Genomic DNA, 12,536 nt, shown 5'->3' on the forward strand with positions numbered 1-12,536 from the left:
AAGCCCGACGTTCACCACGGCCCGATCTTTTGCGATTAGCCAATCTTTGCGCCGCATTGACGGCGTATCAGCATGGATACCCCATCCATACCGCTTAGGCTCCCATGTGATGAACCGCCTCCGTGTCACCCCCGGCCCGGTCCTCGCCCTCACCGCCCTCTGGCTCGCCACCCGTGCCCTGATGCTGTGGCTGCTCCTGCACGACAGCGCCCCGCTGCTGGGCCGGGGTTCGGTCTCCCGTGAGGTGGAGCGGCTGTACTTCCACTGGTACGGCCTCCTCGCGCACGGCTCCTTCCCGGCACACGACCCGCTGTGGCAGTACCCGCCGGGCGCGGGCGCGGCGCTGCTGGCGCCGGGTCTGCTGCCGGGGTTGACGTACTTCCAGGCGTTCGTGGCGCTGACCCTGGCCGTGGACGCGCTGATCGCGGCGGCACTGCTCCGCGCGGGCGGGCGGCCGGGACGGAGCCTGCTCGGCGCGGCCCTGTGGACGGGCGGCCTGCCGCTGCTGCTGCACCTCCCGCTCGCCCGGTACGACGTGGAGGTCACCGCCCTGGCCGTCCTGTCCCTGCTGACGATGTCGCGTTCCCCGCGCGCGGGCGGGGTGTTCGGGGCGCTGGGCGCGCTGGTGAAGGGGTGGCCGGCGCTGGTGCTGCTGGGCACGCCGCCGCGGCGGGCCACCCGCAGGGCGTGGGCGTGGGCGGCGGCCACCGGGGCCGCGGCCCTCGGACTTCTCGCCGTCTGCTTCACCGCCCCGCTGTCCTTCCTGCGGGAGCAGGGCGGCCGGGGGGTGCAGATCGAGTCGCTCGGCGGCACGGCGCTCAACCTCGCGCGGCACGCCGGCTGGAGCGGCGAGGTCCGCTACCGGTACGGATCGATGGAGCTGGTCGGGCCGCATGTGCACGCCGTCGCGAACGCCTCCCTCGCCCTCACGGCGGTCGCCTTCGGGCTGCTGGTGCTGTGGCGGGTACGGGCGCGTCACTGGAGCGAGGCCACGCCGTACGACGCGGCGCTGAGCGCGGTGCTGCTGTTCACGGTCACCAGCCGGGTCATCAGCCCGCAGTACCTGATCTGGCTGATCGGGCTCGCCGCCGTGTGCCTGACCTCGCGGTACACGAGCCAGCGGCCGGTGGCGGCGCTGATCCTCGCGGCGTCCGCGCTGAGCACGGTGGCGTACCCGATGTGCTACCGCGAGGTGATCGACGGCAGCTGGAGCGGCTGCCTGCTGATGCTGGCCCGCAACGCGCTGCTGGCGGCCGCCGCCGTGCTGTCCTTCGGGCGGATGTGGCGGGCCGCGCGGCCACCGGCCGGAAAGAACACGCCACCGACGCAACCCCGCCCCGGTTCCGACCGTCTTCCGGAACGAGCGCTGAGCATCTCTTAACGGGGTATGACCGAATATTTCTGTACCTCCGGCCGGTGGACCCCATGCATCCAGACACGCCAGATCCGACCGTTGCCCCGGACCGGCCTCCGACGCCGCGGGTCGCCGTCGTCGTCATCGGCTACGACGACCGTGCCCATGTGGGCGACGCCGTGCGTTCGGCGCTGGCGCAGGGGCCCGCGGTCGCCGAGGTGATCGCGGTGGACGACTGCTCCGCCGACGGCAGCGCCGAGTTGCTCGACGGGCTGGCCGCCGGGGAGCCCCGGCTGCGCGTGGTGCGCCGGAGGGTGAACAGCGGCGGCTGCGGCAGCCCGCGCAACACCGGCATCGACGCGGTGACGGCGCCGTACGTGATGTTCCTGGACAGCGACGACGTCCTGCCGCCGGGTGCGGTGGACGCGCTGCTCGCCGCGGCCACGGGGGCCCGCGCCGAGGTCGCGAGCGGGCTGTGCGTGCGCCGCGAGCTGCCGTCGGGACGCGAACAGCTCTGGCAGGAGCCCCTCTACACGGCGCACAGCGTCCTCGCGCGCCCCTCGCAGCGCCCGCGCCTGGTCCACGACACGCTGTGCGTCAACAAGCTCTACCGCACCGGCTTCCTGCGCGAGCACGGCATCCGCTTCCCCGAGGGCCGCTTCCTCTACGAGGACTTCGTCTTCACCGCGCGCGTGCTGGCCGCCGGCCCGCGCCTCGCACTCGTACCGGACCGTGTGTACGTGTGGCACGTGCGCCGCACCGCCGGACAACTGTCGCTCTCCCTGGACCGGGAACGCGTCGACAACTGGAAAGCGCGCCTCGATGCGTGCGCGCTGGCGTACGACATCCTGCTGAGCGCCGGGCAGAAGGAGCTGGCGCGGGCGGCGCGGGCCAAGTTCCTCGACCACGACGTGCGCATGTACGCGCGCGAGCTGGGGCTGCGCGACGCGCACTACCGGCGCGCGTGGTGGAGACACACCCGGGAGTACCTCGCGCGCTACGACGCCGCCGACTGGGAGGCGAACCCCGCCGGGCCCGGCCGCCTGGTGGCACGGGTCGTCCTGGCGTCCCCCGAGCCGCGCGACCTGCCCCGCCTGCGGGAACTCGCCGCCCGCCCGGCACGCCTGCTCCCACCCTGCGCCCGCGCCTCGGACGGGCTGCCCGTCTGGTCCACCGGCCTCCCCCAGGTCTCCCTGGCCCCTGTGCTGACCCTTCCCACCGGTGCCCTCCCGCTCGCGGTGGACGCGGAACTGCGGCCACGCGCGCGTGCGTCGCTGCTGCGCCTGCGGCTGCACGAGCTGTACGGGAGGGTGGCCGGGGCGGGCCCGCGCGAGGTGGACGTGCGCTGGCACTCCCGGGAGGACGACCGGACGGCCGCGCGTGCGACCACCGCTCTCCTCCCCTCCGGCGCGGACACCTGGTCCGCCGAGGTGCCCGTCGACCTGGCCGGGCTCGGCGAAGGCACCTGGGACCTGCGGCTGACCCTCCGCTTCGCCGACGGCGCGCACCGGGACGTCACGGCGCACGCCCTGGCGGGCGCCGGCCGGCTGCGCCGGCGCGCCGTCCCGAGCGCCCGGTACGGCGTACTGCTGGCGCAGCCGTACGCGACCCACTCCGGCGCGCTGGCCCTGCGCGTGGCGACCGGAGTACGCGGAGTCCTCAGGGTGGCCCGCGGCCGGCTGCGCCGGCTGCTGCGCCGCCGGACACCGGCTGCTTCACTGGGACACCCGGACACCTCACGAGGGGACGGCCGCACATGACCTGGCTGATCACCGGCGGCGCCGGATACATCGGGGCGCACGTCGTACGGGCGATGACCGAGGCGGGCGAGCGCACGGTCGTCTACGACGACCTGTCCATGGGCGTCGAAGGGCGCGTACCGGCGGAGGTCCCGCTGGTGCGCGGCTCGGTCCTGGACGCGGACCGGCTGGCCCGTACGCTGACCGAGCACGAGATCACCGGCGTGGTCCACCTGGCGGCGAAGACGCGGGTGGGCGAGTCGATGGAGCGTCCGCTGCACTACTACCGCGAGAACGTGGAGGGCCTGCGGGTCCTCCTGGAGGCGGTCACGGCGGCGGAGGTCCCCTCCTTCCTCTTCTCCTCCTCGGCGGCCGTCTACGGCATGCCGGACGTGGACCTGGTGACGGAGGAGACGCCCTGCCGTCCCGTCTCCCCCTACGGTGAGACGAAACTCGCCGGCGAGTGGCTGGTCCGTGCCACGGGCCGGGCGACGGGCCTGGCCACGGCGTCCCTGCGGTACTTCAACGTGGCGGGCGCGGCCGTCCCGGACCTGGCCGACACCGGCGTCTCCAACCTCGTCCCGATGGTCTTCGAGAAGCTCACGGCGGGCGCGCCGCCACGCATCTTCGGCGACGACTACCCGACCCCCGACGGCACCTGTGTCCGCGACTACATCCACGTGGTCGACCTGGCGGAGGCCCATGTGACCGTCGCCCGCGCGCTGGGCTCCTCCCCGGGCACCGACCTGACGCTGAACATCGGCCGCGGAGAGGGCGTCTCCGTCCGCGAGATGATCGACCGCATCAACGCGGTCACCGGCTACGACCGCCCCCCGACCGTCACCCCGCGCCGCCCCGGCGACCCCGCCCGCGTCGTCGCCTCCGCCGACCGCATCGCCACGGAACTGGGCTGGCAGGCCAAGTACGACGTCCAGGACATGATCGCGTCGGCCTGGGAGGGCTGGGTACGGCTCCACCCCGAGGCGGCACGCTCCTAGGCGGCACGCTCTCGGGTGACCCGCCGGCGTGCGGTCACGGACCGCCGCCGGACGGGCCGCCCACCGTCACAACGCCTTCAGCGCCCCCGCCGTGGCCCGCGCCAGATTCCCCAGGTAGCCCTTGGGGAGCTTCGGGGAACGGATCACCACCGAACGCCAGTACAGCGGCCCGGAGATCAGGTCCAGGGCCAGGTCGGGATCGACGCCCGCGCGGATCTCCCCCCGTCGCTCCGCCGCCGCCACGATCTTGCTGGCCACGCCCTCCTGACCGTCCCGCAGGGCCTTCTGGAAGGCCTCGGCGATGTCGGGATTGCGGGCCGCCTCGGCCTGCAGGTCGGGAATGATCTGCGAGGCGACCGGGTGGCGGAGGGCGCGGGAGGAGACCTCGTAGAGCAGGCGCAGGTCCCCCTCCAGGGAGCCCGTGTCGGGGACCGGGAAGCCCAGGACCGCCATCGCCGAGACGACGTCCAGCACCAGGTGCAGCTTCGAGCGCCAGCGGCGGTACACCGCGGTCTTCCCGACACCGGCCCGGCGGGCGATCCCCTCGATGGACATGCGCGCGTAGCCGACGGCCGCGAGTTCCTCGAAGACGGCCGCCCGGATGGCCTCGGTCACGTCCTCCCGGAGCACGGCGGCCCCGGCGGGGGCCCGGCGGCGCGGACGCGTCGGCGGCTCGTCGGCGGACTCGTCGGCGTTCGTCGTCATGCCGGACAGCATAGGGCGCTACGACGAAACGGTTGCGTTCCGACGTTGGTTGGGCCTACGCTCACGTTGCGACGATACGGTCCCGTCCCGACGTAAGAGAACGTGAAGAGAAACGTGAGGAAACGCCGGACGACGGGCTCGGACGCGGCAGCTCCGGCGGCAGCCGGACGCAGCACCCCCCTCCCCCGAGCGAAAGCAGCGGATGTGAGCCAGGTCCTCCACACACCGCCTCCGACCCAGGCCCCGGCCGACGAAGACCTCGCGGCGCTGGCCGCCCGGCACGGCCTCTCGGTCAGCGGCGCCCGCCCCTCCCTGCCGGAGTACGTCGGCCAGCTGTGGGCCCGGCGCCACTTCATCACCGCCTTCGCCACCGCCAAGCTGACCGCCCAGTACAGCCAGGCGAAGCTCGGCCAGGTCTGGCAGGTCATGACCCCGCTGCTGAACGCGGCGGTCTACTACTTCATCTTCGGCATCCTGCTCGGCACCAAGCACAACGTGCCCGACTACGTGCCGTTCCTGGTCACGGGCGTGTTCATCTGGACGTTCACGCAAAGCTCGATCATGGCGGGCACCCGGGCGATCTCCGGCAACCTCGGCCTGGTCCGCGCCCTGCACTTCCCGCGCGCCGCCCTGCCGATCTCCTTCGCCCTCCAGCAGCTCCAGCAGCTGCTGTTCTCGATGGCCGCGCTGGTCGTCATCCTGCTCTGCTTCGGCGTGCCGGTCGCCGCCTCCTGGGTGCTGGCGGTCCCCGCGCTCGTGCTGCAGTTCACCTTCAACGCCGGCGTGTCGATGATCGTGGCGCGGATGGGCGCCAAGACCCCGGACATCGCCCAGCTGATGCCCTTCATCCTGCGGACCTGGATGTACGTGTCCGGTGTGATGTGGAGCATCGACAAGATCGCCGAGAAGGACGACCTGCCGCACGTCGTCACCGTCCTGCTGCAGATCAACCCGCCCGCCGTCTACATCGACCTGATGCGGTTCGCGCTGATCGACAGCTTCCACGCCGACGCCCTGCCCCCGCACGTGTGGGCGGCGGCCGTCGGCTGGGCCCTGCTCGCCGGAGTCGGCGGCTTCATCTACTTCTGGAAGGCTGAAGAGAGGTACGGCCGTGGCTGAGCTGACCAGCGAGAAGGTTCCCACCGTCGTCGCCGACGGCGTCGACATCGTCTACCGGGTCAACGGCACCGGCGCGGGCCGCGGCTCCGCCACCGCCGCCCTCAACCGCATCCTGCGTCGCAAGCAGACCGAGAAGGCCTCGGGCGTGCGCCGGGTGCACGCGGTGAAGAAGGTGTCCTTCGCCGCCTACAAGGGCGAGGCCATCGGCCTCATCGGCACCAACGGCTCCGGCAAGTCCACGCTGCTCAAGGCGATCGCCGGTCTCCTCCCGGTGGAGAACGGCCACATCTACACCGACGGCCAGCCCTCCCTGCTCGGCGTCAACGCCGCTCTGATGAACGACCTGACGGGCGAGCGCAACGTCTTCCTCGGCGGCCTCGCCATGGGCATGCCCCGGGAGCAGATCAAGGAGCGCTACCAGGACATCGTCGACTTCTCCGGGATCAACGAGAAGGGCGACTTCATCACCCTGCCGATGCGCACCTACTCCTCCGGCATGGCCGCCCGGCTGCGCTTCTCCATCGCCGCCGCCAAGGACCACGACGTCCTGCTCATCGACGAGGCCCTGGCCACCGGCGACCGCTCCTTCCAGAAGCGCTCCGAGCAGCGGATCCGCGAACTCCGTCAGCACGCGGGCACGGTCTTCCTGGTCAGCCACAACAACAAGTCGATCCGCGACACCTGCGAGCGCGTCCTGTGGCTGGAGCGCGGCGAGCTGCGCATGGACGGGCCGACGGAGGAGGTCATGAGGGAGTACGAGGCCTTCACCGGCGACAAGAAGCCGGCCCCCAAGAAACCCGCCGCCAAGAAAGCGGACACACCGCAACCGAACACACCGAAAGCGACTCTTCCCTCCTGAGCCCGGTTCCCCCACCTCCAGCGTGGATATCCCTTTCATCCACTTAGCAACGCTATGTTGTGAAGGGTGCCCGGAGCCGACGAGCCGAAGGAGTCCTTGCGATGCCCCGTCTCAGCGTGATCGTCTACGGACCGAACGCACAGGGGCATCTGACCGAGCTGCTGGACTCCCTGGACGCGCACCCGCTCCCCGACGCCGAGGTGATCGTCGCCGCGGTCGGCGACTGGGCGCGGGAGACGGCCGAGGAGCACGCCCCGGAGACGATCGTGGTGCCGCTGCCGGACGGCACCGGTGACGCGGCGGCGCGGGCGGCCGGTGCCGCCCGCGCGTCCGGCCGCTGGCTGCACTTCGTACGCGCCGAGGACGGCCTGCCGGCCGGCGCGCCCCGCCTGATCGCCGAGCGGGCCGCCGAGCTGGACGACACGGCCTCCCCGGGCGCCCCGGGCACCCCTGTCGACGTGCTCCTCTTCGACCACGTCACCACCACCTGGCAGACCGCCGCCTCCCCCTCCCACGGCGGCCGCTTCCTCGCCGCCGTCGGCCGCGAGAGCCTCACTCTGGACCAGGCCGCCGACCTGCTGCGCCTCGACCCGCTCCTCGGCAACCGGGCCGTGCGCGCCGACTTCTGGCGAGCGCACGAGGAGCGGCTCGCCACCGACGACGAGCCGTACGCCGCCTTCGCGGCCCTGCTGCACGCCGGCCGCGTCGCCTGCCTGAACCAGGCGGCCTACGAGAAGCGCGTCCTGCGCCCCGAGAGCCTGCCGCCGCGCGCCCCCGAGGACCGGCTCGCGCTGATCGACCGCTACGAGTCCCTGCTCGCGCTCACCAAGGACCGCCGCGCCGCCCGCAAGGTGCTGTACACCCTGATGGTGCGCGACCTGGTGCGCACCTTCGCCCGCGAGAACCTGCCCGATCCCGTCGCCCGCGAGTTCTTCCGCCGCGCCTCCCTCGCGGCGGTCCGCTGGCGCCCCGAGGGACACCAGCGCCCGGCGGGCCTCGAGGGCGTGCGGCACGCCCTGCTGGAGGAGGGCGCCTACACCAGGTACCGCGCGTTCCAGGCCGCCAACCGCGCCCGCCGCGCCGCCCGCAAGGCCGTGCGCTCCCGCAAGCGCCGGATGAGCGCGAAGGTCCGCGACCACCAGTACCGCCGTGCCCTGAGCCGCCCGGTCGACCCCCGGCTGGCCCTGTTCGCCGCCTACTGGGACCGCGGGGTCGCCTGCAACCCGGCCGCGATCGCCGCCAAGCTCGCCGAACTCGCCCCGCACATCCACCAGGTGTGGACGGTGTCGAAGGAGAACGCGGCCCTGCTGCCGCCCGGCACGGACCACGTGATCCCCGGGACCCGCCGCTACTGGGAGACCCTGGCCAGGGCCAAGTACCTGACGACCAACGTCAACTTCCCCAACGCGGTGGTCAAACGGCCCGACGCGATCCACCTGCAGACCCACCACGGCACCCCGCTCAAGCGGATGGGCCTGGACCAGATGGACCACCCGGCCGCCGCCAAGGGCCTGGACTTCGCCGCCCTGCTCGCCCGCATCGACAGGTGGGACTACAGCGTCAGCGCCAACAGCCACTCCACGCGCATGTGGGAGCGCGCCTACCCCGCCCGCTACACCTCCCTGGACCACGGCTATCCGCGCAACGACGTCTTCTACACGGCGAAGGCCGGCGACGTCCGCGCGGCCCGCGAGCGCCTCGGCATCGCCCCGGGCAGGACGGCCGTCCTCTACGCCCCCACCCACCGCGACTACGAGGCCGGCTTCACCCCCCGCCTCGACCTCGCCGCCCTCGCCGACCGCCTCGGCGAGAACACCGTCCTCCTCGTCCGCGCCCACTACTTCTACGGCGGCGCCGCCTCCCCGCTGACCGGCCTGCGCCGCTCCGGCCGGATCATCGACGTCTCCTCCTACGACCCCGTCGAGGAACTGTGCCTGGCCGCCGACGCGCTGGTCACGGACTACTCGTCGATCATGTTCGACTACGCCAACCTGGACCGGCCGATCGTCGTGTACGCCGACGACTGGGAGACGTACCGCACCACCCGGGGCGTCTACTTCGACCTCATGGCGGAACACCCGGGCCAGGTGGCCCGCACCCAGGAGGAGCTGACGGAGATCTTCGCCTCCGGCGCCTGGCGCGGCGAGAGCGCGGCGAAGGCGCGGGCCGCGTTCCGGCGCCGGTTCTGCGAGTACGACGACGGCCGCGCCGCCGAGCGCGTCGTACGGCGGGTCTTCCTCGGCGAACCCGAGGAGGCGCTTCCCCCCGTGCTCCCGCTGGAGGAACGCACCCCCGCACCGACCCCCGAGGAGGCCACGGCATGACGACTCCCGACGTCACCGTCACGGTCATCGTCTACAACGACGCGGCCCGCCTCCCCCGCGCGGTCGCCTCCTTGCGCGCGCAGACCCACGCCGACATCGAGATCGTCATCAGCGACGACCACTCCACGGACGACACACCGTCCGTGGCCCGGGAGCTGGCGGCGCAGGACCACCGCATCCGGTACGTGCGCCTGCCGGAGAACAGCGGCGGCTGCAGCGCCCCGCGCAACCAGGCCATCGAGATCGCCCGGGCGCCCTACCTGATGTTCCTCGACAGCGACGACGAGCTCCCGCCGCGGGCGGTGGAGTTGCTGCTCGCCGCGCACCGGGAACGCGAGGTCGACTTCGCGATGGGCGCGGTGCGGCGGGTACGGGTGGACAACGGGCGCCGCACGACCTGGATGCCGCATCTGGTGACCGAACGCCGCACCCTGGAGGGCATCGAGGACGACCCGCGGCTGTTGTTCGAGCACCTGTCCACGAGCAAGATGTACGCCCGCTCCTTCCTGGACCGGCACCGGCTCCGCTTCCCCGAGGGCATCCACTACGAGGACCAGCTGTTCTCGGCGCAGGCCTACTGCCTGGCGGAGGCGTTCACGATCATCCCGGACCCGGTGTACGTCTGGTACATCGAGCCGTTCGCGCAGGCGGCCTCCGCGTCCATCTCCAACCAGCGGCACAAGATCTCCAACGTCCGCGACCGCGTCCATGTCCAGCACCTGATCGACGACTTCCTGGTGAGCAGCGGGCACGCGGCACTGCGGGAGGACAAGGACTACAAGTTCCTCAAGCACGACTTCCGCATGTACGCGGGCGACCTGCCGTTCCGGGACGAGGAGTGGCTGCGCTCCTTCGCCGAGATCATGAACCCCTACCTGGACACGCTGACACCCGGCGCGTACGCCCGGCTGCCCCGCCCGGAGCGGGTGGTGCTGCGGCTGTTGCGGGACGGCCGCCTGGCCGACGCCCGGCTGGCGGCGCGCGGCCTCGGGCACGGAGTGGCGCCGCGCCAGGTCACCACCGACGACTCCGGGATCCCGTACTGGGGCGACCGCGTCCCCGACTCCGAGCAGGCCCGGCGCGAACTGAACCTCTCCGACCTGGAGTTGGACACCCGGCCGTTCCCCAGCGCCCAGTTCCGCCACGAGATCACCGCGCTGACGGCGGGTCCGGGCGCCTGCCTCACCCTCGCCGTCCGCACCTACGACCCCGGTCTCCGGCTGCCTGTCGGCCCGCAGCGGGCCGGCCTGCTGGTGGCCCCCGGCGGGCGCCGCATGACGGTCCCCTTCCGCCTGGACCCGGTCCGCCCAGGCGTCTTCGAGGGCACCGTCCAGCTCGACCTCGCCGCCGCGCCGCTCCCCCTCCAGGGCTTCGAGGGCGTACGCCACCCCATGGTCCGCCTCCAGCAACAGGGCCTGTCCCACTCGGGTCTGCTGCTGGCGCCGCCGGACTTCCCGACCCGTACGGCCCGCGTCGACTACCACTCGGGCGCGACTCCGCACGAGGTCACCATCGAACCGGAGGGCCGCAACCCCGGCCGCCTGCAGCTCCGCTGGCGGCCGGTGGGCGTGACGGCCCGGGTCATCCGCCCCGTGGTCCGGAGAATCGCCCGCCCCAAGCTCCGCAAGGCGGCGAAGCTGGCCTCCAGCCTGCTGAGATGAGCGGACGCGGTTCCCCGCGCCCCTTCGGTGACGCTCGCACCTGCTTGGCTGCGGGCAGTCGTACCGCTGGGGCGGCACGGGTGGGCGCGGCGGCACCCGGCCGGCGCCGGTGAGCGACCCCGCCCCCGCTCAGCCACAGCTCAGGGCACCACCCGGTACAACACCTGGTCACCCGGGCCGACGGTCACCTTCCGCAGCCCGGGTCCGGCCAAGTCCCTCGGCCCCACGACCCACCGCACCCCGTACTCCCGCGCGATGCCCCGCCGCTGCGCCGAGGACGTCCCCGCGCCGAAGTACCGCGTCACCGTCGCCTCCCGCCGTGCCGCGTCCCGCAGGAACACGTCCGGATACCCGGGCGCCACGGTGTACGGCCCGTACGCCGGGATCTGCCGGGCGGGAAACGTACGCGCCATCACCACGTCCCCGTACTCCACCCCCGCCCGCATGATCCACTGGTAACCCGCCCAGGGCGTCCGGTACTTCGCCGCGACCACCCCGGGCAGACCGTCCCGCCCGGCCACGTACCCGAGCGTCCCGGCCTGGGTCCACGCCCCCACCGCCAGCGCGGCGCCCAGCACACACGCCCACCCCGCCCGCACCGCCCGCCGCCCGGCCGACACGACCTCCAGCGCGGCCGCCAGCTGGGCCGGGATCAGCGCGGCGGGCAGGGCCCGGCCCCACGCATAGTGGCCGGTCAGCCCGCCCACGGTGAAGACCAGCGCGCCGAGCAGGAAGAAGAGGACCAGGGGGTCCCTGCGGTCCCGCCGCCCGCGCAGCACCAAGGCCACGACCCCGAGCAGCACCAGCCCGAACCGCTCGGCCAGGTGCCGGTACAGCGACCGGTGGATGGCCTCGAGATCGGCTCCCGCGGAGAACAGCGCGAAGAAGTCGTAGTACGGCCACAACCACAGCACCACCAGGCCCAGGGCCACCGCGACGGCGAGCCGCGGCAGCACCGCCCGGCCCGGTCGCGCCGCGACCACCATGGCCAGCGCGCCCAGGGACGCCACGACCCCCGTGAACTGGTGGCACAGCAGGATCAGCGCCCACAGCGCGCCGAGCCCCGGCCACGCCCCCCACGCGGCCGCCCCGCGCCCCGCGCCCGCGCGCACCGCGCCCGTCAGCCAGGCCCAGAAGTGGAAGGTGAGCCCGAGCGCGAACACGCTCGGGTACGACACCGTCAGCGCGAGGGAGTTCAGGCCCAGGAAGCCGCTCCAGTTGAACAGCAGCGGGCCCCAGAGGAAGAGCAGGCTCAGCAGGGCCAGGGCGGGGGCCGCGCGGTGCGCGCTCAGGGTGCGGACGTACCGCCACACCCCCGTGACCAGCAGTCCGAGCCCGACGAGTGCGCCCAGGCGCAGCACCACGAACACCGACAGCCCGGTCAGCTTGGCCAGGCAGCCCAGCACCAGCATCCACGGCGAGTAGTACGGGCTCGGCGTGTCGGCGTCGACCAGCGGGTTGCCGGGGTGCGGCAGGCTGTGCCGCAGCCGCTGCACGGTGGCCGCGTGTATGCCGAGGTCACCCGCCCACGGCAGCCGGACGATCACCAGGAGCAGCAGCACCAGGACGAGCGCGGCGGCGGCCCCCGGCAGCCACCGGCCGGCCCGCGCGGTGCCGCGCGCCGGCGCCGCGCGGCTCACCGGCTCCAGCTCAGAGGACGGCGCGTGCATCCTGCCGGAACACCCGGTTGCGGTGGATCACTGTCACACCGCAGACCCTATCGGAACCGCACCGAATAGCAGGAAAAGGTAAATCCGCCACACGCTTTTCCTCAAGG

9 protein-coding genes are annotated in these 12,536 nt (G+C 72.9%); 7 read left to right on the forward strand and 2 right to left on the reverse strand.

Features of this window, described 5'->3' with window-relative positions:
• The first annotated feature begins 109 nt into the window (after window positions 1–109).
• Genes ACZ5CW_RS04725 through galE form a run of 3 tightly spaced genes read left to right on the forward strand, consistent with a single transcriptional unit; the run spans window position 110 to window position 4,091 of the window.
• Complete coding sequence (locus ACZ5CW_RS04725; protein WP_468598339.1) at window positions 110–1,381, forward strand: glycosyltransferase 87 family protein; 1,272 nt, start codon at window positions 110–112, stop codon at window positions 1,379–1,381.
• A 44-nt stretch (window positions 1,382–1,425) separates the two neighbouring features.
• On the forward strand, window positions 1,426–3,114 hold the full coding sequence (locus ACZ5CW_RS04730) for a glycosyltransferase family 2 protein (protein ID WP_468598341.1): 1,689 nt from the start codon (window positions 1,426–1,428) through the stop codon (window positions 3,112–3,114).
• A complete protein-coding gene (galE, locus tag ACZ5CW_RS04735; protein ID WP_468598343.1) occupies window positions 3,111–4,091 on the forward strand; it encodes a UDP-glucose 4-epimerase GalE in 981 nt (326 codons plus the stop codon). The genes ACZ5CW_RS04730 and galE overlap by 4 nt, the downstream gene beginning before the upstream one ends.
• A 66-nt stretch (window positions 4,092–4,157) precedes the next feature.
• Here the strand turns inward: galE and ACZ5CW_RS04740 are convergent, their stop codons facing one another.
• Window positions 4,158–4,796 carry a TetR/AcrR family transcriptional regulator gene (locus ACZ5CW_RS04740; protein WP_468598345.1) on the reverse strand — a complete coding sequence of 213 codons (639 nt, stop codon included), beginning with the start codon at window positions 4,794–4,796 and terminating at the stop codon, window positions 4,158–4,160.
• Between the two features lie 204 nt (window positions 4,797–5,000).
• Between ACZ5CW_RS04740 and ACZ5CW_RS04745 the strand changes: the two genes are divergently transcribed.
• The 4 genes from ACZ5CW_RS04745 (at window position 5,001) to ACZ5CW_RS04760 (ending at window position 10,759) form a co-directional block, all read left to right on the forward strand.
• Window positions 5,001–5,915 (forward strand): ABC transporter permease, encoded by a 915-nt coding sequence (locus ACZ5CW_RS04745; RefSeq protein WP_468598347.1) that lies wholly within the window; start codon window positions 5,001–5,003, stop codon window positions 5,913–5,915.
• The gene (locus ACZ5CW_RS04750) at window positions 5,908–6,774 is read left to right on the forward strand and encodes an ABC transporter ATP-binding protein (protein WP_468598349.1); all 867 of its coding nucleotides are present in this window, start codon (window positions 5,908–5,910) and stop codon (window positions 6,772–6,774) included. Before ACZ5CW_RS04745 ends, ACZ5CW_RS04750 begins: the two co-directional genes overlap by 8 nt.
• 101 nt (window positions 6,775–6,875) lie before the next feature.
• Entirely contained in the window at window positions 6,876–9,098 is a 2,223-nt protein-coding gene (locus tag ACZ5CW_RS04755) for a CDP-glycerol glycerophosphotransferase family protein (protein ID WP_468598351.1), read from the forward strand.
• Entirely contained in the window at window positions 9,095–10,759 is a 1,665-nt protein-coding gene (locus ACZ5CW_RS04760; protein ID WP_468598353.1) for a glycosyltransferase family 2 protein, read from the forward strand. The genes ACZ5CW_RS04755 and ACZ5CW_RS04760 overlap by 4 nt, the downstream gene beginning before the upstream one ends.
• Window positions 10,760–10,899: 140 nt before the next feature.
• Here the strand turns inward: ACZ5CW_RS04760 and ACZ5CW_RS04765 are convergent, their stop codons facing one another.
• On the reverse strand, window positions 10,900–12,429 hold the full coding sequence (locus ACZ5CW_RS04765) for a hypothetical protein (RefSeq protein ID WP_468598355.1): 1,530 nt from the start codon (window positions 12,427–12,429) through the stop codon (window positions 10,900–10,902).
• Between the last annotated feature and the right edge of the window lie 107 nt (window positions 12,430–12,536).

This window comes from Streptomyces sp. NPDC031379 (genome assembly GCF_055569615.1).